Below are 20,265 nucleotides of genomic sequence, written 5' to 3' on the forward strand. Positions count from 1 at the left end.
CAGATTTCCATGCCATGTAAGGCGACGTCAACAGTCTCTGTCTGAATGGTTGATTCTCCGTAGACGAGAAGCTAGTTTCCAGCGATGGAGAGGGGAGATCCGACGCGATGGACCAGTTCCTCACCTTCGGGATCGTCGGCCTGAGCACGGCCGCGATCTATGCCGTCATCGGCAGTGGGCTCGTGCTCACCTACACCACCACCGGCGTCTTCAACTTCGCGCACGGTGCGGCCGGCATGCTGTCCGCGTTCATGTACTGGCAGCTGACCGTCGGCTGGGGCTGGCCCGTTCCGGTCGCGATGGTCGTGGTGCTGCTCGTACTCGCCCCGGGTTTCGGGCTGCTCGTGGAGCGGTTCGTGCTGCGGCCCGTCCAGGCCCTCGGCGAAGCCGAACGGCTCGTCATGACGGTCGCGCTGCTCAGCGGCCTGATCGCGACCGCGCGCTGGATCTGGGACCCGAACGTGGCCCGGCCCCTGCCGATGTTCTTCGCCGCCCGCAAGCCCTTCCACCTCGGCCCGGCCGTCATCACCTGGCACCAGGCGATCACCATGGCGGTGGCCGTCGCCGTCGCCATCGGCCTGCGCGTCCTGCTCTACCGCACCCGCGCCGGGGCCGAGATGCGCGCGGCCGTCGACGACCGGGCACTTGTCGGCCTCACCGGCGCCGACCCGGTCCGGGCCGGCCGGGTCTCCTGGATCCTCGGCACCCAACTGGCCGCGATCGGCGGCATCCTGATCGCCCCGACCGTCACCCTCGACGCCGCCCAGCTCTCCCTGCTGATCGTCAGCGCCTACACCGCGGCCGTCTTCGGCAGGCTGCGCAGCCTGCCGCTCACCTTCCTCGGTGCCGTCGTCGTCGGCTGCATGGAGAGCTATCTGACCGGCTATCTGCCGCAGAACGAGTACCTCCCCGGACTGCGGCTCGCCGCCCCCGCCCTTCTGCTCTTCCTCGCCCTGCTGGTCTTCCCGCACCGACGCCTGCGAGGCCGCGAGCGACGGCTGGCCCGCGTACCGGTGCCGAGCGCGCGCGGCACCCTCGTCTTCGCCGCGGTCGTCATCGCCTTCGGCGCGGTACTGGCCTCTCTCCTTGGAGAAGCCGATCTGATCACTTACGGAGCGATCTTCTCGCTGGGCGTAGTGGCCCTCTCGTACGTCCCGCTCGCCGGGTACGCCGGACAGGTCTCCCTGTGCCAGCTGAGCATGGCCGGCATCGGCGCCGTCGTCTGGGGACACCTCGGCGCCCACGGCGAACTGTGGGCCCTCGGTGCCGCGATCCTCGTCTCCGCGGCGGCCGGAGCACTGGTCGCACTCCCCGCACTGCGGCTCTCCGGTGTGTATCTCGCCCTGGGCACAGCCGCGTTCGCCGTGATTCTCGACCGGTGGATCTTCGGCATCCCGGCGTTCCACGTCTTCGGCCTGCGGATCGCCCTGTTCGACCAGGGCTCGGTGGACATCTCAGGACCCCACCTCTTCGGTCTACGGCTCGACAGCGGGCGGGAGTTGATGGTGTTCGCCGCAGTCTGCCTCGCCCTCGCCTCCATCGGTGTGGCGGCCCTGCGCCGCAGCCGCTTCGGACGGCGACTGATCGCCCTGCGCGACAGCGAGGCCGCGTACGCCACCCTCGGCGGCAACCTCCTGGTCGCCAAGGTCGCCGTGTTCGCCCTCGCCTCCGGCATCGCGGGACTCGGCGGGGCCCTGTACGGAATGCAGCAACGCACCGTCACCGCCGACCAGTTCAGCCTCATCGCGGGACTGCCGATCTTCCTCGTCGCCGTGGTCGGCGGACTCGGCGCGGTCGGCAACGGGCTCTTCGCCGGCACCGCCTACGTCGCCCCGACGAACGCCCTGATCGCCATCGCCCCCGGTACCGCGAACCTGGTCGCCCTGCTTCCCGGCCTGGCCGGCGTCGGACTCGGCCACAACCCCGACGGCATCGTCTCCCGCCTCCGCCGGCAGTGGGAGCCCCTCGCCCGCGACCGCATCGCCCTGCCCGCCCTGCTCTGCGCCCTCGCCCTGGCCTGGGCGCTGCGCTTCGCCGACGTGATCAACGACTGGACGTACTACGGGGGTTCACTCGTCCTCGCCGTGGCGCTCCGCGCCTGGGCGAGCGCCCGGCAGGCCGACCCCGGCGAGCCGGAGATCCCCGTCGAGTGGTGGGGCCTACGGCGTGACTGGCGCCCCGAGGACGAGGAGGTGCTGGCCCGTGGCGTCGCTGCAGGTTAGTGGAGTGACCGTCTCCTTCGGCGGAAACCGCGCTCTCGACGGGGTCGCCCTCACCGCCGAGGCAGGCCGGGTCACCGGACTCATCGGACCCAACGGGGCAGGAAAAAGCACCCTGTTCGATGTCGCCTCCGGACTGCGCAGGCCCTCCTCCGGGCAGGTCCGGCTGGACGGCCGGGACGTCACCCGGGCCCGGCCCTCCGCCCGCGCCCGGCACGGACTCGCCCGCACCTTCCAACGCCTGGAACTGTTCGGCCGGTTGAGCGTGCGCGACAACCTGCTCGTCGCCGCCGAACTCGGCCCCGAACGCCGCCGGGCCGACCGGATCGTCACCGAGATCCTGCACCGCCTCGATCTCACCGACCACGCCGATACCTCGCCCGACGCCCTCCCCACCGGAGTCGGCCGCCTCGTCGAGGTGGGAAGGGCCCTCGCGATCCGCCCGAAGGTGCTTCTCCTCGACGAACCCGCCGCCGGACAGGACGCGGAGGAGACCGAACGCTTCGCGGAACTCCTGCGCGCCCTCACCCATGACGGCACCGCCGTCGTCCTCGTCGAACACGACATGAGCCTCGTGATGGCCGTCTGCGACGAGGTGTACGTCCTCGACCTCGGCAAGATCATCGCCGTCGGCCCGCCCGAGGTGATCCGCAGCGACGAAACGGTTCTCGCCGCCTATCTGGGGGACGCGTGAGCGCACTTCTCGCACTGCGCGGCATCCGCGCCGCCCACGAACGCATCACCGTCCTGCACGGCGTCGACCTCGACGTCGCCGCCGGACAGGTGGTGGCGCTGCTCGGCCCGAACGGCGCGGGAAAGACCACCACCCTGCGCGTCGCGGCCGGAGTCCACCCCGTCGAATCGGGCCGACTCGTCCTCGGCGGACGGGACATGACCGGCGCCGACTCCCGCGACCTGGCACGCGCCGGAGTCTGCCTCATCCCCGAGGGACGAGGCGTGTTCCCGAACCTGTCCGTCCGCGACAACCTCCTGATGATGACCTTCACCGGCCGCAGCCGCGAGGAGATCGAGGAGATCGCGTTCGCCCGCTTCCCCGTCCTGGCCCGGCGCGCCGGACAGGCCGCGGGCACCCTCTCCGGCGGCGAACAGCAGATGCTCGCCCTCGCCCGCGGCCTCGCCACCGACCCCGCCGTCCTGCTGCTCGACGAACTCTCCATGGGGCTCGCCCCGTTGGTCGTCGGCCGGCTCTACGAGCAGGTCGGCGAAATCGCCCGGCAGGGCGTGGCCGTCCTGGTGGTCGAGCAGTTCGCCGCCGCCGTCCTCGACATCTGCGACCATGCCGCCGTCCTCGTCCGCGGCCGGGTCGAACGGCAGGGCCACCCCGACGGCGGGTTGCGCGCCGAACTGTCCGCTCTCTACCTGGGGAGTTCCACATGACGTCCACCGAGACGCGAGCGGACCGCTTCGTCCGCGAACTCACCGTCCTGAAAATCCCCGACCCGGCCGCCGGAAGGGCCGCTCTCTGGCTGCGCGCCGGCGCCGCCCTGATGACGATCGGCGTCGTCCTCGGCGTGAGCGCCTACTTCATCTCGCACAACACCAGCGATCCGCTGGTGCAGAACGACGCTCTCACCCTCGGCCTCGCCGCGGTCGCCGGGAGCGTCGTCGGTTCCGCGCTCTTCCTGCGCTACTCGCTCACCGGCTTCCTGCGGTACTGGATGGCGCGTCAGTCCTACGACGTGGAACTCCTCGCCGACCGCCTGCTCGAAAGGGACCTCCGCCATGACCCCACCGGCACCGACGCCGCGCCCCGGTGACCAACTCGCCAGCACCGTCTGCGGCACCCGCGTGGTCGTCATCCGCGCACCCGTCGGCACGTCACCCCAACTCACCTGTGGTGGCAGCCCGTTGGTCCCCGCCGCGGACGCGCCGGCGGCGAAGCCCGGACCGGCCGGCACCACCACCCTCATCGGCAAACGGTACGTCGACGCCACCGGGACGCTCGAACTCCTCTGCACCGCCTCCGGAGCGGGCGAACTGGCCTGTGACGGCGCCCCCATGGCCCTGAAGGCGGCCAAGCCGCTGCCCGCCTCAGACTGACCGACCCACCCCCGAAGGAGCCGTCATGGACCGCGACGACCTCATCCTCATCAGCGTCGACGACCACATCATCGAGCCGCCCGACATGTTCGTGAACCACCTTCCCGAGCGCTACAAGAAGGACGCGCCCCAACTGGTGCACCTGGACGACGGAACCGACGTCTGGCAGTTCGGCGGCGCGACCATCACCAACTCGGCGCTCAACGCGGTGGCAGGCCGGCCCAAGGAGGAGTACGGCGTCGAACCGCAGGGCCTCGACGAGATCCGCCCCGGCTGTTACGACGTGCACGAGCGCATCAAGGACATGAACGCGGGCGGCATCCTCGCCCAGATGAACTTCCCGTCCTTCCCCGGCTTCTCGGCCCGGCTCTTCGCCACCGAGGACACCGACTTCTCCCTCGCGCTCGTGCGGGCCTACAACGACTGGCACATCGACGAGTGGTGCGCCGCCTACCCGGGCCGCTTCATCCCGATGGCGCTGCCCGCCGTCTGGGACGCGGAGTTGTGCGCGGCGGAGGTCCGCCGGGTCGCCGAGAAGGGCGTGCACTCGCTCACCTTCACCGAGAACCCCGCCGTCCTCGGCTACCCGAGCTTCCACGACCCGTACTGGAACCCGCTGTGGCGCGCGCTGTCCGACACGGACACCGTCATGTCGGTGCACATCGGCTCCTCCGGCAGGCTCGCCGTACCGGCCGCCGACTCGCCGCCCGACGTGATGATCACACTCCAGCCGATGAACATCGTCTCCGCCGCCGCCGACCTGCTCTGGTCGCCCCCGATCAAGCAGTTCCCGAATCTGAAAATCGCCCTCTCGGAAGGCGGAACGGGCTGGATCCCGTACTTCCTGGAGCGCCTCGACCGCACCTTCGAGATGCACTCCACCTGGACCCTCCAGGACTTCGGCGGCAAGCTGCCCTCCGAGGTCTTCCGCGAGCACTTCCTGACCTGCTTCATCACCGACAAGCTGGGCGTACGGCTGCGCCACGACATCGGCATCGACAACATCTGCTGGGAGGGCGACTACCCGCACAGCGACTCCCTGTGGCCGGACGCCCCCGAGCAACTGCACGACGTGCTGTCGAGCTGCGACGTCCCCGACGACGAGGCCAGGAAGATCACCTACGAGAACGCGATGCGCTGGTACTCCTTCGACCCCTTCGCCCATATCCCGCGCGAACAGGCCACCGTGGGCGCGCTGCGCAGGGCGGCCGAGGGGCACGACGTCTCCACCCGGTCCCGCAGCCACCAACTCATCGAGCCCGCCGAGAAGTTGGAGGCGTTCCGCTCCAAGGCCCGGGCGGCCGTGGCGGCGGCCCGATGAGCGACCTGGTCCTGACGGAACGGGTCGGCGCCGTCCTCGTGGCGACCCTGAACCGCCCGGAGGCCCGAAATGCCCTGAACCCGGAGCTGATCGACGAACTGTCAGCCGTGCTCCGGGAAGCGGACACCGACCCGGCGGTCCGAGCGATCGTCCTCACGGGCGCCGGAACGGTGTTCTGCTCCGGCATGGACCTCAAGGCCTTCGCGAAGGGCGGCGGCAGGTTCGACGGCCTGGTGTGGTTCTTCCGCGAGGGCATCACCACCCCGGTGATCGCCGCCCTCAACGGCTCGGCACTCGCCGGCGGCTTCGAACTTGCCCTGGCCTGCGACCTGGTGGTCGCCGCCGAGGACGCCAAGCTGGGGATCGCCGAGGTGAAACGGGGCCTGTTCGCGGCCGGCGGCGGTACCACCCTCGCCGACCGGGTGCCGCTCGCCGTCGCCCTGGAGATGGGGCTGACCGGCGAGTTCCTCACCGCCACGGACGCCAGGCAGTTCGGCCTGGTGAACCGCGCCGTACCGGCCGAGGAGGTGCGGGAGGAGGCGCTGACCCTGGCCGGGCGTATCGCCGAGAACGGCCCTCTCGGTGTCGCGATGACCAAGAAACTGATGCGAGAACGCCGTTGGGCCGAACCGGAAGAGGTCGAGGCGGTGTTCAGGAGCGCCGACGCGGCGGAAGGGGCACGCGCCTTCGCCGAACGCCGTAGCCCGGTCTGGACGGGGAAGTGACGGAACTCCGGGGTCTCCGAGGCCATGGTCGTGCGGACCCCGGAGTGAAGCTCACGGTGCTGAGTGTCGGACGGATTTCTGAGGAGGGTTCGCGGTCACGTCGGCCGCCGTGCTGATCTCATCGACGAGCCCCCACCGCAGCGCCTCCCCGACGCCCAACTCCACTCCGGACAGGGCGAGATACGCGGTCCGCTCGCGGCCCACCCGTACCGGAATGCTCGCGGTGCCGCCCGCTCCCGGAATCAGCCCCATCCCGACCTCGGGCAACCGGATCACCGTGTCGGGCGCGGCCACGACACGCCCGGCGAAAGCGGCGAGCTCGATCCCCGCGCCGACACACGCGCCGTGCAGATGCGCGGTCACGCGCGGAGCGCAGCGGTGCAGCAGCGCGCCCGGACTGCGATGTACCCGCAGCAGGTGAGCCCGCGCCGGATCACGGGACGTACCGAACTCGGCGAGATCGCCTCCGCTGCAGAAGGCGGGACCGTTGCCGTACAGGTCGACTCGGTTGATGGACGGGTCGGCCACGGCCACCTGGAGCGCCTCGCACAGCGCGTCCCGTGTCGCCGCGTCGAACGCGTTGCGCACCCAGGGCCGGTCCAGCGTGATGGACAGCCGGGAACCGTCGCGGTCGAGCCGTACGGGAGTCTCGGCCGTGCGCGGCGTGCGCCGGGGTGCTGCTGCCAGCCAGGTCCGGAAGTCCACTCCGCCCTGAAGCGTCGAGTAGGCGAGGGATTCGAGAATCAGCCTGTCCGATACCGCGAGCCCGCTGCCCATCCGGAGGACCTGCACCAGCGCGACCGACGCGGCGGGCCGACGCTCGACGACGCCACCCAGCTCGTGGGCCGTGGCATGCGGATCCGCACACCTCACCCACGGCCTGGGCGGATCAGGGGCGCCAGTGAGCAGGACATCGACGCCCTTGACCGCCTCCGTGGGCTCTGCCGCCACGCCGACGACGACACGGTCCCGGTCACGTGTTTCCGTTTCGTGCTCGGGAGTGCGGTCGAGGTCGACGATCACGAAGGCCGACTCCACAGCGATCTCCCTCCAGACGTGGATCGGAGTGTAATTTGGGATCACCTTGGGAGAGAAGGGGGTTCAGCTCATGGAGAATCTCACTCTCCGTTCCTGGATGGACTCCGTCGAGCCGTTCCTGACCCCTCTCACCGACATCGCCCGTTCCTTCACGGACCTGACGGGCGCGCCGGTCGATCTGCCGAGCGCGCTGTTCCTACGGGCCCGACTGGCCGGCCTGGGACATCCGGGAAGGACATCGGCCAACGGCTCCTGTCACCTCCTCCGAACCGCCGACGGCTGGGCCGCCGTGAACCTGGCCCGCCCCGACGACCGGGCCGCCGTACCCGCACTGCTGGCGCTCCTCGGTTCCCCGGACGATCCCGGCGGCCTGCATACGGCGGCACGACGGGTCACAGCCGCCGAGACGGCCGAAGCCGCGCAGCTGCTCGGGATCGCCGCCGCGGTACCGGGATCGGCCCAAGGCGTACGGCCCGCGGTGCACGCCGAGCGGTGGGGTGACCGGCGTACCCGCGCGATGGCCGACATACGGATCGTCGACTTCTCCGCGCTCTGGGCGGGACCCCTGTGCACGCGGCTGCTGGGGCTGGCGGGCGCGAAGGTGGTGAAGGTGGAGAGCGCGACGCGACCCGACGGTGCGCGCCTCGGAAGCCCCGCCTTCTACCGCTGGCTGCACGACGGGCACGACAACCTGGTCGTGGACTTCGCCCCCGGCGCCCTGGACGAGATCGTCGCCGATGCCGACGTCGTCATCGAGGCGTCACGGCCGCGCGCACTGCGCCGGCTCGGGCTCCGCGCCGAGGAGTTCCTCGCCGCCCGCCCCGGCCGGGTCTGGGTCGGGATCACCGGATACGGACGCGAGAACGACCGTATCGCCTTCGGAGACGACGCTGCCGTGGCCGGCGGCCTGACCGACGTCGACCGGAACGGCGACCCCGTCTTCCTCGGCGACGCGCTCGCCGACCCCGTCACCGGCGTCTTCGCCGCCCACGCCGCAGCCCGTTCCCTCGCCGCGGGAGGCGGAGAACTGCTCTGCGTCTCCATGGCGGCCTGCGCCGCGACACTCGCGGAGACGCACACACGGATCCACCCGCCGTGCTGATCAGAAACGTGGAGGCCGAGGGCCACGGACCAGCGGTGGACATACGGATCGCGGGCGGGCGGATCGCCGAGATCGGAACCGGGTTGACGGGGCCGGGCGAGGTGGACGGCCGGGGCGGTGCGTTGCTGCCGGGCCTGCACGACCACCACGTACACCTCGCGGCCCTGGCCGCCGAAACCGCATCCGTGCGCGTCGGGCCGTCGGACGTGCGAGACCGTACGGCCCTCTCGGCGGCCCTGATGGGTGGGCCGGCGGGGGAGTGGGTACGGGCTGTCGGCTACCACGAGAGCGTCGCCGGGGAGTTGGACCGCTGGGCGCTGGACGCGATCGCGCCCGATCGGCCGGTGCGGGTGCAGCATCGCACCGGTGCGCTGTGGGTGTGGAACAGCGCCGCGCTCCGGGCGGCCGGGCTGGAGGGCGACGGGCGGTTCTGGCGCGAGGACGAGCGGCTGCGCGGCTTCGTGCCGCCCGTGCGGCTGGATCTGGAGGGGGTGGGACGGCGGGCGGCGGCACTGGGCGTCACGGGGTTCACCAACGCCGACCCGCACCCCGCGAGCGGGCTCACCCAGATGCTGTCGGTCCTCCCGCAACGGCTCCTCGTGATGGGCGTCGACGAGCCGGTGAAACTGATGCTCGACGACCCGACACTCCCCCCACCCGCCCAACTCGCCCGCGCCATAAGGGAGATCAGGCCCCGGCCGGTCGCCGTGCACTGCGTGACCCGGGTGCAGTTGCTGGTGACACTGCTCGCCCTGGACGAGGTGGGCCCTGCCGACGGTGACCGGATCGAGCACGGATCGGTGATCCCGGTCGAGACGATCCCTTGGCTGCGGCGGCTCGGGGTGACGGTCGTGACCCAGCCCCACTTCCCGGTCGAACGGGGCGACGCGTACGCCACCGACGTGGACGCCGACGACCGCCCGCACCTCTACCGTTGCCGTTCCCTCGCCGAGGCCTGCATCCCGCTCGCCGCCGGCACCGACGCGCCGTACGGAACCTCGGACCCCTGGGCGGTCATGCGGGCGGCGACCGAGCGGGACGACGGCGAACGGCTCGAACCCGAGGCGGCTCTGCGGCTGTTCACCGGCGAACCCCAACACCCGGGCCAGGCACGGCGGTTGACGGTCGGCGCGGTCGCCGACCTGTGCCTGCTCCACGTACCGTTGCGCGAGGCCCTCCGAACACTGTCCGGGGAACTGGTCCGCGCCGCATACGTGTCAGGTCGCCTTATCCCGCCCGCGTGACCTACACGCTGTATCCGCCGTCGACTCCCAACGCCTGCCCGGTGATGAACCCGGCGCGGTCCGAGGCGAGGAACGCGACCGCCTCCGCGATGTCCGTGGCGTCGCCGAAGCGGCGCAGTGGAATGTTGCGCCGGGTGACGGCGAGAGCGGCCTCGTCCAGCTCGCCGGAGCTGATCAGCCGCCCGGCGATACCGTCGTTGAGCATGCCGGGCGCCACGCAGTTCACACGGACGCCGTACCGGCCCTCCTCGGCGGCGAGCGCCCGGGCCACCGCCTCGACCGCGCCCTTCGCACCCGACGACAGCCCGTCCCGTACCGGGAAGCGGCGGGTGGCGACGGTCGTCACGGCGATGATGCTGCCCCGGCTCTCGCGGAGCAACGGCAGCGCGGGATGCACCAGGTTGAAGAACGCCACGGCATCGCCTTCGAGTTGGGCTCGGTACTCGCTCGGCGTCACCTTGCTCAGGTGCCGCATCGGGACGTGCGGGCCCGCCGCGTACACGAGGGTGTGGATGCCACCGTCCACCTCGGACACGGCCTCGGCCGTAGCGGCCTCGTCGGTCAAGTCCAGCCGCATCGACCGGACTTGACGGCCCAGCTTCGTGACCTCGACGGCCACCGCGTCCGCCGCCTCCTGGTTGGCACGGTAGGTGAAGGCGATGTCGCTGCCCCGCTCGGCGAGGAGCCGGACGATCGCCGCTCCGATACCGCCCGAGCCGCCCGCCACGAACGCGACACCTGGTCTGCTGGAGAAGTCCGGCACCGTAACCGCCTCACAATCCGAGGGACTTGGCGATGATGACCTTCATGACCTCGCTGGTCCCGGCGTAGATGCGGGTGATGCGCGCGTCCGCGTAGAGCCGGGCGATGGGGTATTCCAGCATGTAGCCGTAGCCGCCGAACAGTTGCAGGCAGCGGTCGACCGCGCGGGCCTGCATCTCGGTGCAGAACAGTTTGACCTTGGCGGCGTCGGGGCCGCTGAGTTCGCCGGCGACGAGTTCGAGCACCGCCCGGTCCAGCATCGCCTGCGCGGCCTCGATCTCGGCTGCCACGGCGGCGAGTTCGAACTTGGTGTTCTGGAAGGAGGCGACCGTCTTCCCGAACGCCTTGCGCTCCTTGACGTACGTGATCGTCGTGTCCAGGGCCGCGCGCGCCTGCGCCACCGAGCCGACCGCTACGGTCATCCGCTCCTGCGGCAGGTTGTGGCCGAGGTAGCCGAAGGCGGCGCCCTCCTCACCGAGCCGGTTGGCGACCGGCACGCGCACGTCGTCGAAGGCCAACTCCACGGTGTCCTGCACCCTGATGCCCAGCTTGTGCAGCACCCGGCCGCGCGTGAAGCCCGGCATACCGTCCTCGACGACCAGCAGCGTGAGCCCGGCGCGGCGGTTGTCCGGGTCGCTCGACGTACGGGCCACGACGATGACCAGGTCGGCGAGGAGCCCGCCGGTGATGAAGGTCTTCGCGCCGCTCAGGACGTACGCATCCCCGTCGCGCACGGCGGTCGTACGGATTCCGGCGAGATCGGATCCCGTCCCCGGCTCGGTCATCGCGATGGCGGTCAGCAGCTTCCCGCACGCCAGACCGGGGAACCAGCGCTCGCGCTGATCCCGGTCGGCGTAGGCGAGGAAGTACGGCAGGACGACGTCGAGTTGGGTGCGCACGGTGCCCAACGTCACCAGCGCGCGCGCCGATTCCTCCTGGAGGACGACGTTGTAGCGGTAGTCGTGGAGGCCCGCTCCGCCGTACTCCTCGGGGACGGCCATGCCCAACAGGCCCAGTGAGCCCAGCTGTTCGAAGAGTGCGCGGGGGAGTCGGCCGGTGTCCTCCCAGTCGGCGTAGTGGGGCACCACCTCGCCCGCGATGAAGTCCCGCGCGAGCCGGCGGAACGCCTCGTGGTCGTCGGTGAAGACGTCTCGGCGCACAACATCCCCTGTCAGGAAGCGAGTTCGACGACGGTGGCGTTGGCGGTACCGCCGCCCTCGCACATGGTCTGCAGGCCGTACCGGATCCCCTGGTCCCGCATGTGATGGATCATGCGGGTCATCAGGACGGCACCCGACGCGCCGAGCGGATGCCCGAGCGCGATGGCGCCGCCGAGCGGGTTGAGCAGGGCCGGGTCCGCGCCGGTCTCGGCCAGCCACGCGAGCGGGATCGGCGCGAAGGCCTCGTTGACCTCGAAGACGCCCACCTCGGAGAGCCCGACTCCGGCCCTGCGCAGCACCTTCTCGGTCGCCGGGATCGGCCCCGTCAGCATGAGGACCGGGTCGGAACCGGTGACCACGCCCGCGCGGTAGCGCACGATCGGTGTCAGGCCCAGCTCGCGGGCCTTCTCCGGGGTCGTCACCAGCAGGGCCGCCGCACCGTCGGAGATCTGGGAGGAGTTGCCCGGGTGGATCACCCCGTCCTCCTGGAAGGACGGGTTCAGCTTCGCGAGCGTGTCGACACTGGTACCACGCCGTATGCCCTCGTCCACCGTCACCGGGCCCGTGCCGACGCTCACCGGCACGATCTGCGCCTCGAACGCCCCGCCGTCCTGCGCGGCAGCCGCCCGCTCGTGCGACCGCGCGGAGAACTCGTCGAGGAGGCCCCGGCCCAGTCCCCACTTCTGCGCGATCTTCTCGGCGGAGACACCCTGGTTGAAGGAGAACCCCTCGTAACGGGCCAGGACTTGGGGACCGTACGGCACACCGCCGGCCCGCGAGGCCCCGAGGGGCACCCGGCTCATCACCTCGACGCCGCCCGCCACCACGACGTCCTGCTGGCCGGACATGACCGCCTGGACGGCGAAGTCGAGCGCCTGCTGGCTGGATCCGCAGGCACGGTTCACCGTGGTCCCCGGGATGGTCTCCGGCCAGCCGGCGGCCAGCACCGCGTAGCGGCCGATGTTGCTCGACTGGTCGCCCAACTGGCCCACGCAGCCCCACACCACGTCGTCGACGACCTCGGGATCAAGGCCCGTGCGGTCGACGAGCGCGTTCAGGACGACGGCGGAGAGGTCGGCCGCGTGCACACCGGCCAGCCCGCCGTTCCGTTTCCCGACGGCGGTGCGGACCGCCTCCACCACCACTGCCTCACGCATCACGTCTCCTCTGTCGCTCTCGGCACGGGTGTTCCCGGCACCGCCCAGCGCCCCGTGTAGCGAGGCGGGCGCTTCTCCACGAAGGCGGCATACGCCTCGGGGACGTCCGCCGTGGCGAAGTTCATGGCCTGTGCTCGTGCCTCCCCGGCAAGGGCCTCGCGCAGGGTGCGATCCGCGTTCTCGTTGAGGAGCGCCTTGTTCTGCGCAAGGGCGACCGGGGCTCCGGCCACCAGCCGGGCGGCGAGGTCGTCCACATAGGCGTCGATCTTGTCGGCGTCCACGACCCACGTCACCAGGTTCAGGGCGCGGGCCTCCTCGGCGCCGATCGTCTCCGCCAGCAGCACCAGCCGCTTCGCCTGCTGCAACCCCACCAGCTTCGGAAGCAGCCACGAGCCGCCGCAGTCCAGGGACAGCGCGCGGCGCGCGAAGATCTGCGAGAACGTGCTTTCCGGGGTGGCTACGACGAAGTCGCAGCCCAGGGCGAGGTTCCAACCCGCGCCGACCGCGACCCCGTTCACCTGGGCGATGGTGGGGATCGGCAGTTCGTGCAGGAGCAGCGTGACCTCGCTCAGGGTCCGCATCCGGTACAGCGGATGCTCGCCGCTGACGCCTTTGCGGATGTCGGCGCCGGAGCAGAACGCACCACCGGCACCGGTCAGGACCAGCGCGCGCACCGTACGATCGCTGCCCGCTGCGGAGAGCGCAGTTCTCAGGGCGTCCCAGAGTTCCGCGTCGATCGCGTTCTTGCGCTGCGGCCGGTTCAGCGTCAGAGTCCGGACGCCTTCGGCATCGCTCGTCAGGAGAACCGGCTCCCCGGTCATCGCACCGCTCCCTGTTCCCGGAGAACGGCGATCTCCTCGACGGCCAGGCCGAGTTCGGCGAGTACGGCGTCCGTGTGCTGGCCGAGAGCGGGGATCGCGCCCATCGGCGGGTCGTACCCGGCGATCACCGGGGGCGGCAGCAGCGCCGGGACCGGACCCGACGGCGTCTCGATGTCGCGCCACCGGTCGCGGGCCCGCAGATGGGGGTGGTTGATGACGTCGCTGGGCGTGTTGTAGCGGGAGTTGCCGATCCCGGCCGCGTCCGCGCGGTCCTGCACGTGGGCGAGGTCGTGCCGTGCGCACCAGGCGCTGATCTCCGGCTCCAGCAGGGCACGGTGTTCCACCCGCCCGGCGTTTCCGCGGAAGCGCGGGTCGTCCGCGAGGTCGGGCCGGTCGAGCAACTCCCGTGCCAGGCGCTGCCATTCACGGTCGTTCGTCGTGCCGAGGACCACGGTGTGGCCGTCGGCGGTGCGGTGTGCGCCGTACGGTGCCACGGCGGGGGAACTCATGCCGAGGGGCTGTTGTTCGATGCCGGAGTGCCGGGTGTAGGTGAGCGGGTATCCCATCAGCTCCGTCATCGTGTCGAACAGACTCACCGCGACGGACGACGCGCCGGGACCGACACCGCGTTCTCTGCCGCACAGCAGCGCGACGACGGACAGGGCGGCGTACAGCCCGCTGCACACATCGGCCATCGGCGGGCCGGGTTTGGCCGGTACTCCGGGGTGGCCGGTCACCGCGCAGGCTCCCGACTCGGCCTGTACGAGGAGGTCGTAGGCCCGTTTGTGGGAGAGGGGGCCGCCGGGGCCGTATCCGTCGATCTCGACGGCGAGGAGACCGGGGTGACGGGTCCTCAAGTCGTCGGGGGAGAGAGCGAGTTTGGCCGTGGTGCCGGGGGTGAGGTTGGAGACGAGGACGTCGGCGCGCTCCAGCAGGCGGTGCAGGACGTCCATGCCGCCGGATGTCTTCAGGTCCAGGGCCACGGATTCCTTGCCCCGGTTGACCCAGACGAAGTGCGCGCCGAGGCCCTTGACGACGTCGTCGTAGTGGCGGGCGAAGTCGCCGCCCTCGGGGTTCTCCACTTTGATCACGCGGGCGCCGAAGTCGCCGAGCGTGCGGGTGCACATGGGAGCGGAGATCGCCTGCTCCAGCGCGACCACGGTGATTCCGGCCAGCGGCCCTGTTGTAGTCACGTCAGCCCGCAGTTGTGAAACTGGCACGGAGTTCGTCCTTCAGTACCTTCTGGCTTGCGTTGCGCGGGAGTTGGTCGACGAAGCGGACATGCCGGGGGACCTTGAAGTTGGCCATGTGCCGGCGGGCCCAGGCGATGACGTCGGTCTCGGTCGGGGTGTGGTCCGGTGGCGCGACGACGAACGCACAGCCGACCTCGCCGAGTCGTTCGTCGGGAACCCCGATCACGGCGACCTGGTGGACGTTCTCGTAGCCGAGAAGCAGCTTCTCTATCTCCGCCGGGTAGGCGTTGAAGCCGCCGACGATGTACATCTCCTTCTTGCGGTCGACGACGGAGAGGTTGCCGTCGTCGTCGAGCCGTCCGATGTCCCCGGTGTGCAGCCAGCCCTCGGTGTCGATCGTCGCGGCGGTGGCGTCGGGGTCGTCCCAGTAGCCGCGGGTGACGTTGTAGCCGCGGACGAGGATCTCGCCGTCGAGTCCGATCGGGACGTCCAGACCGTCGGCGGCGACGATCCGGACCTGGACATCGGGAATGGCGCTCCCCGTGGTGCGAGCGACCGTCTCCTCGGAGTCGCCGACACGGGTCGTGGTCACGAGCGCCGTCGACTCGGTGAGGCCGTAGGCGCTCATCACGATGTCGAACGACAACTCCGTTTTCATGGCGCGGATCAGCGATTCCGGAATCGTGGTGCCGCCTGTCATGGAGACCCGCAGCGACGAAAGGTCGTGCTCGGCGCGGTCGGGGTGGTTCACCAGGTCATGGAAGATGGTCGGCGGTCCGAGGAGGATGCTCACCCGCTCCCGGGCGATGAGGTCCAGTGCCCGCCCGGCGTCGAAGACGGGCATGGGGATGACGGTCACCCCGTGCATCAGGGACGCCAGCCACCCCGCCTTGTATCCGAAGCAGTGGAAGAACGGCGGGATCACCAGGAAGGTGTCGCAGGCTTGGAAGGTGTACTCCTCGGCCATCCACCCATAGGCGCGCAGCGATTGGCCATGTGTGAGCATCACGCCCTTCGGGTGGCCGGTCGTGCCGGACGTGAACATCACGTCGGACACGTCGTCCGGCGTCAACCGGTCGATCGCCTCATGCGCGGCGGAACCCGAAACGCCTTCTCCCGCGCCGAGAAAGTCGTTCCACGCCAGTTCGGCAGCCCCCTGCGGACCGAGAACGGACACCGTCTTCTGCAGGGCCGGCAGTCCCGCGTCTGCCTTCCGCAGTTCGCCGATGTAGTCGTTGCCCAGGAAGGGCGAGGCGAACACGGCCGCCGCCTCCGACTTCCGCAGGATGTACGAGATCTCCTGCGCCTTGAACCGCGTGTTGAGCGGAACCAGTATCGCCCCGGCGCCGTGGATGCCGAGCGCGGCGAAGATCCACTCCGCCGAGTTGGGGGCACACAGCCCGACCCGGTCCCCCGGCTTGATGCCGAGTGCCATGGTGGCGCGGACCGAGTCGACCATCTGCTCCTCCAGCTCCCGGAAGGTCCATCGGCGGTCCCCGTCGATGAGCGCCGTGGCGTCCCCGAATTGCCTGGCCGCCAGCCTGATGACGTTGGGGATGCTCTGGAATTCGTCGTCGTAGCGCATCAGTTGGCTCCCGGGCTAGCCGTTCGAGGGCAGATGCAGGATCCGCTTGGCGATGATGTTCCGCTGGATCTGGGAGGTACCGCCGTAGACGGACGCCGCACGGGAGTAGAGGTAGTCGCCGAACAACTCACTGCCCTCCTGGGCGAGTTCGGCGGGGAACACCTCAAGTGCCGTGTCGTAGAGCCGCTGTTCGGTCCTCGTCATCAGTAGTTTGTCCACGGACGACTCCGGGCCGGCGACCTGCCCGGCGAGACGTTCGGCGGTGCGGCGGCGGGCGTGCGCCAGCAGGACCTCGTAGTCCACGACACACCGGCCGATCCGGGACAGCAGCCCGTCGGGCAGGCTGCCGCGCTGCTCGGCGGCGTGGCGCCGCAGTCGTTCGACGAGCAGCCCGTATTTCGAGAGGTGCCCGGTGTCGAGGGCGTTGCGCTCGTACGAGACCGTCGTCATCGCCAGCGCCCAGCCGACGCCCTCGGTGCCGATGCGTTCGGACTCCTCGATGCGGACGTCGTCCAGGAACAGTTCGCAGAACTCGTCGTCACCGTTGGCCGCGCGCAGCGGCCGTACCGTCACGCCGGGCCGGTCCAGGGGGAGGACGAACGCCGAGATCGACTTGTGGGCCGGCGCTGAGCGGTCGGTGCGGGCCAGCAGCAGGCACAGGCCGGAGTACTGGGCGTAACTCGTCCAGAGCTTCTGACCGCGCACCGTGTAGTGGCCGTCGTGCCGCTCGGCGTAGGTGCTCATACCCGCCAGGTCCGACCCGGCACCCGGCTCGCTGAAGCCCTGGCACCACACCTCGTCACCGGCCAACATCCGTGGCAGGAACCGCAGTCGCTGCTCCTCCGAGCCGAACTCCAGCAACGCGTGGGCGAGATAGCCGATCCGGGGGACGCCCGGGGCGCGGCAGGCGCCCAGTTCGTCACTGATCGCGACCTGGTGCAGCGCGGTCAGGCCCCGGCCGCCGTAGCGTTCCGGGACGTCGAGGCCGACCCAGCCGCCCGAGTGCAGGAGCCGGTGCCAGCGGTGCAGGAAGACCGGTAGCGGTTCGTCCGACCGCCGCTCCGGGAGCGGGTGTTCGGCCAGCCAGGCACGGAACTCCTGCCGCAGCCGGTCCAGTTCGGCCGGGTTGCCGAAGTCCAGCGGGGTGTCGGTCATCGCGTCGCCTCCGGTACGGCCAGCGCGGGGAGCAGATCGGCCGTCGTGGCGAGCAGCGTCGCGCTCAGCCGCACCTTGCGCAGATACAGGTGGGCGGTGTGCTCCCACGTCTGGGCGATACCGCCGAAGACCTGTATCCCGGCGTAAACGGCCTCCAGCGCCGAGGAGTCGACCTCCGCCTTCGCCGCACGTGCCGTTGCCAGGGCTCGCTCCGGCGGCTCGTTGTCGAGGCACCAGGCCGCGTAGCGCGTGACGCTGGTGCCCGCCTCCACCAGGACGGTCGCGTCCGCGAGAAGATGCTGTACGGCCTGGAAGGAGCCGATGGCCTGTCCGTACTGGCGGCGGTCGCGGGCGTATTGAACCGCCTGCTCCACGAACGATCCCGCCGCGCCTACGAGTTCGGCGGTCACGACGACAAGGGCGTAGGCCTGCCAGCGGAGTTGGTCAGCAGCAGCGAGACGGCCGACGACCTCGACGGGAGCATCCGGCGGCACCGCGCGCACCGAGCGCACGAGGTCCGTGCTCGGCGCCGACGGCCCCAACTCAACTCGGTGGACCGTCCCGTTCGCCGTGACGCAGAGCGCGCTGTCGGCGCCCTCGCTGTCCCAGGCGACGAGATCTGCGGGGGCCTCGCCGGGGAAGCGGAGTGCGCGGGTGAGGGCGATGGTGGGGGTCGCGGAAGAGGTGTCGTCGCCGAGCAGCCGGAGCAACTCCGGGGCGAGCAGGACCGTACCGAGCAGGGAGGTCGTGAGGGGGCGGCGGCCGTGTTCCTCCGCGAGCAGCGCGCACTCCTGCGCGGTCGCCGCCGGGGGAGAGGTGCGCCGTAGATCTCTCAAACCCAGTTCTTCCAGGGCCTGTTGGGCGGCTGCCCGGGTGGACGGTTTCACCTCGTCCGCCGATGGCACGCCGTAGCGGGTCGCCAGCGAGCGCAGCATGTCGCGGACCAGGACGAACTCCTCGCGCTCCACCTTCAGCGCTCCTCAGGGGGGTTCGCGCGCCGTTCGGCGCGGGAGGCGAGTTCGGTGATGATGCGGATGTGGTCCGGGCTGGTCATCGTGGCCCGTTCGGCCATCAGCGCTGTTTCCATCCCGCCGCGCGAGACCTGTTCGACGACGGTGGCGAGGGCCAGTTTGGTGGCGCGGAGTGCGTCGGCGGGCTGGGCCGCGAGCCGGTGGGCCAGGGTGAGTGCCTCGTGCATCAGGTCGTCGGGCGGGACCGTGCGGTTGGCGAGGCCGAGTTCGACCGCTTTGGCGGCGGGGATCCGGTCCCCGGTGAAGAGGTACTCCTTCACCCGCAGCAGGCTCGTCAGCAGCGGCCACAGGGTGACTCCGCCGTCGCCCGCGACCAGCCCGACCGACACATGGGGGTCCGCGAAGTAGGCGTCCTCGGCGATCAGTACGAGATCGCAGGCCAGGGCGAGGCTGCAACCCAGGCCCACCGCCGGGCCGTTGACGGCGGCGATCACCGGCAGCGGGAAGCGGATCATCTCCGTCTGGATGGTGCGGTCGAGCCGGATCGACCGCTCCCGCAACTCCGGGTCGGTGTGGTGCCGTAGCAGATGGTCGAAGTCGCCGCCGGCGCTGAACGCCCGTCCCGCGCCGGTGAGGACGACGGCCCGGGCCTTCGTGTCGTCGGCCAGTTCGCGCCACACCTCGGACAGCCGTCGGTGCAGTTCCTCGGACACGCCGTTCAACCGGTCGGGGCGGTTCAGGGTGACGATGCGGACGTCTCCGTCGGCGGCCACGGTCAGCACGGGACTCACCTTGCTCATACCGCGATGGTATTAAAGGTCAGACCGAAACTGTCAATGGTGTTGCACGAAGAAGAGAATCACATTCTCGCCTTCGGTTGGGTCAGTTCTCCGGACCGGTCAGCTCCACGCCGTCCCGGCGGTCCACCTCGGCCGCCGCCCGGGCGAAGCCGCACACATGGCGCGTCATCCGGCGCATCGCCGCCTCGCTGTCGCGGTCCCGGATCGCCTCGGTGATCCGGGCGTGCGCACGGGCGGTGAGTTTGCGAATGTCCGCGTCCATGAACTCCTGGATGTTCGTGGCCGCGTGGATCGACTGCGAGAGAGCGCTCATGAACCCGATGAGAAGCTCGTTCTCGCCGGCCCTCGCCACGGCGTTGTGCCAGTGGATGTTGGCGCGCAGGAAACGCTGGATGTCGTCCCCCGCCGCGACGAGGTCCGCGTGCGCGTCGTCCAGCTCCGCGAGGTCCGCGTCCGTACGGCGCCTGGCCGCCAGCGCCGCGCACGCGGGCTCGATCGCCTCCCGGGTCTCGTGCAGGTCCTCAAGCCGGATCCGCTGCCCCCGGATCACCAACCGCACGGTGTTCGCAAGCGATTCACGCCCCGGCCGGTGCACGAAGGCACCGCCCCCGCGCCCCGGCCTGATCTCCAGGAGCCGTTCGACCTCCAGGATGCGCAGCGCCTCGCGCACCGTCGCCCGGCTCAGCCCCGTCTGCTCGACGAGCTGCCGTTCCGGCGGCAGCACCGTGCCCTCCGTGAACTCCCCGGAGAGGATCCGCTCGCGCACCTCCGCCGCCAGCACGTCCGACGCCTTGGGCACGGTGAGCGTGTCGAAGCGCGGCCGGGGCTCGCCGGCCGCGCCGCGTCCCCGTACGGTGCGGGAAGGGTGCTCGGCGCTCTGCACAGGTCCAGGCCTCTCGTCGTAGGCCGCGCTCTTCGGCCTCTTTGGCTGAACCATTCAACACAGCACGC

At 70.6% G+C, this 20,265-nt stretch carries 20 protein-coding genes; 9 read left to right on the top strand and 11 right to left on the bottom strand.

Going from position 1 to position 20,265, the window contains the following annotated elements; translation table 11 throughout:
- Positions 1 to 107: 107 nt before the first annotated feature.
- The 7 genes from ACIQBL_RS28085 to ACIQBL_RS28115 are packed head-to-tail and all read left to right on the top strand — an operon-like array spanning position 108 to position 6,326.
- The gene (locus ACIQBL_RS28085) at positions 108 to 2,222 is read left to right on the top strand and encodes an ABC transporter permease (RefSeq protein ID WP_401945955.1); all 2,115 of its coding nucleotides are present in this window, start codon (positions 108 to 110) and stop codon (positions 2,220 to 2,222) included.
- 4 nt (positions 2,223 to 2,226) lie between these two features.
- Entirely contained in the window at positions 2,227 to 2,913 is a 687-nt protein-coding gene (locus ACIQBL_RS28090; protein WP_401945957.1) for an ABC transporter ATP-binding protein, read from the top strand.
- Positions 2,910 to 3,617, top strand: coding sequence for an ABC transporter ATP-binding protein (locus ACIQBL_RS28095; protein WP_401945958.1), 708 nt, complete (start codon positions 2,910 to 2,912; stop codon positions 3,615 to 3,617). The genes ACIQBL_RS28090 and ACIQBL_RS28095 overlap by 4 nt, the downstream gene beginning before the upstream one ends.
- Positions 3,614 to 3,997: a hypothetical protein gene (locus tag ACIQBL_RS28100; protein WP_401945960.1), complete on the top strand. Its 384-nt coding sequence runs from the start codon at positions 3,614 to 3,616 to the stop codon at positions 3,995 to 3,997. Before ACIQBL_RS28095 ends, ACIQBL_RS28100 begins: the two co-directional genes overlap by 4 nt.
- Positions 3,963 to 4,280, top strand: a complete 318-nt coding sequence (locus ACIQBL_RS28105) for a hypothetical protein (protein ID WP_401945962.1) — start codon at positions 3,963 to 3,965, stop codon at positions 4,278 to 4,280. Before ACIQBL_RS28100 ends, ACIQBL_RS28105 begins: the two co-directional genes overlap by 35 nt.
- A gap of 25 nt (positions 4,281 to 4,305) precedes the next feature.
- Entirely contained in the window at positions 4,306 to 5,601 is a 1,296-nt protein-coding gene (locus tag ACIQBL_RS28110; protein ID WP_401945964.1) for an amidohydrolase family protein, read from the top strand.
- Entirely contained in the window at positions 5,598 to 6,326 is a 729-nt protein-coding gene (locus ACIQBL_RS28115; RefSeq protein WP_401945965.1) for an enoyl-CoA hydratase-related protein, read from the top strand. The genes ACIQBL_RS28110 and ACIQBL_RS28115 overlap by 4 nt, the downstream gene beginning before the upstream one ends.
- A 51-nt stretch (positions 6,327 to 6,377) precedes the next feature.
- Here the strand turns inward: ACIQBL_RS28115 and ACIQBL_RS28120 are convergent, their stop codons facing one another.
- Positions 6,378 to 7,364, bottom strand: a complete 987-nt coding sequence (locus ACIQBL_RS28120) for an enoyl-CoA hydratase/isomerase family protein (RefSeq protein ID WP_401945967.1) — start codon at positions 7,362 to 7,364, stop codon at positions 6,378 to 6,380.
- 70 nt (positions 7,365 to 7,434) lie between these two features.
- On the opposite strand from ACIQBL_RS28120, the gene ACIQBL_RS28125 reads away from it, so the two are divergent.
- Positions 7,435 to 8,466, top strand: a complete 1,032-nt coding sequence (locus tag ACIQBL_RS28125; protein WP_401945968.1) for a CoA transferase — start codon at positions 7,435 to 7,437, stop codon at positions 8,464 to 8,466.
- Positions 8,460 to 9,710 carry an amidohydrolase family protein gene (locus tag ACIQBL_RS28130; protein ID WP_401945969.1) on the top strand — a complete coding sequence of 417 codons (1,251 nt, stop codon included), beginning with the start codon at positions 8,460 to 8,462 and terminating at the stop codon, positions 9,708 to 9,710. Before ACIQBL_RS28125 ends, ACIQBL_RS28130 begins: the two co-directional genes overlap by 7 nt.
- Position 9,711: 1 nt before the next feature.
- Here the strand turns inward: ACIQBL_RS28130 and ACIQBL_RS28135 are convergent, their stop codons facing one another.
- From ACIQBL_RS28135 to ACIQBL_RS28180, 10 genes are all read right to left on the bottom strand, one after another.
- A complete protein-coding gene (locus ACIQBL_RS28135) occupies positions 9,712 to 10,437 on the bottom strand; it encodes an SDR family NAD(P)-dependent oxidoreductase (protein ID WP_401946855.1) in 726 nt (241 codons plus the stop codon).
- A 46-nt stretch (positions 10,438 to 10,483) separates the two neighbouring features.
- Positions 10,484 to 11,632 carry an acyl-CoA dehydrogenase family protein gene (locus ACIQBL_RS28140; RefSeq protein WP_401945971.1) on the bottom strand — a complete coding sequence of 383 codons (1,149 nt, stop codon included), beginning with the start codon at positions 11,630 to 11,632 and terminating at the stop codon, positions 10,484 to 10,486.
- 11 nt (positions 11,633 to 11,643) lie between these two features.
- Positions 11,644 to 12,789, bottom strand: coding sequence for a thiolase family protein (locus tag ACIQBL_RS28145; RefSeq protein WP_401945973.1), 1,146 nt, complete (start codon positions 12,787 to 12,789; stop codon positions 11,644 to 11,646).
- On the bottom strand, positions 12,789 to 13,610 hold the full coding sequence (locus ACIQBL_RS28150; protein WP_401945974.1) for an enoyl-CoA hydratase/isomerase family protein: 822 nt from the start codon (positions 13,608 to 13,610) through the stop codon (positions 12,789 to 12,791). The genes ACIQBL_RS28145 and ACIQBL_RS28150 overlap by 1 nt, the downstream gene beginning before the upstream one ends.
- Positions 13,607 to 14,830: a CaiB/BaiF CoA transferase family protein gene (locus ACIQBL_RS28155; protein ID WP_401945975.1), complete on the bottom strand. Its 1,224-nt coding sequence runs from the start codon at positions 14,828 to 14,830 to the stop codon at positions 13,607 to 13,609. The genes ACIQBL_RS28150 and ACIQBL_RS28155 overlap by 4 nt, the downstream gene beginning before the upstream one ends.
- On the bottom strand, positions 14,805 to 16,388 hold the full coding sequence (locus tag ACIQBL_RS28160; RefSeq protein WP_401945976.1) for a FadD3 family acyl-CoA ligase: 1,584 nt from the start codon (positions 16,386 to 16,388) through the stop codon (positions 14,805 to 14,807). Before ACIQBL_RS28160 ends, ACIQBL_RS28155 begins: the two co-directional genes overlap by 26 nt.
- Positions 16,389 to 16,403: 15 nt before the next feature.
- Complete coding sequence (locus tag ACIQBL_RS28165) at positions 16,404 to 17,543, bottom strand: acyl-CoA dehydrogenase family protein (protein ID WP_401945980.1); 1,140 nt, start codon at positions 17,541 to 17,543, stop codon at positions 16,404 to 16,406.
- Positions 17,540 to 18,511, bottom strand: a complete 972-nt coding sequence (locus ACIQBL_RS28170; RefSeq protein WP_401945984.1) for an acyl-CoA dehydrogenase family protein — start codon at positions 18,509 to 18,511, stop codon at positions 17,540 to 17,542. Before ACIQBL_RS28170 ends, ACIQBL_RS28165 begins: the two co-directional genes overlap by 4 nt.
- Positions 18,512 to 18,513: 2 nt before the next feature.
- Entirely contained in the window at positions 18,514 to 19,314 is an 801-nt protein-coding gene (locus ACIQBL_RS28175) for an enoyl-CoA hydratase/isomerase family protein (RefSeq protein WP_401945985.1), read from the bottom strand.
- 82 nt (positions 19,315 to 19,396) lie between these two features.
- Positions 19,397 to 20,251, bottom strand: coding sequence for a FadR/GntR family transcriptional regulator (locus ACIQBL_RS28180; protein WP_401945987.1), 855 nt, complete (start codon positions 20,249 to 20,251; stop codon positions 19,397 to 19,399).
- Between the last annotated feature and the right edge of the window lie 14 nt (positions 20,252 to 20,265).

This window comes from Streptomyces sp. NPDC088350 (assembly GCF_044753545.1).
GTDB lineage: Bacteria > Actinomycetota > Actinomycetes > Streptomycetales > Streptomycetaceae > Streptomyces.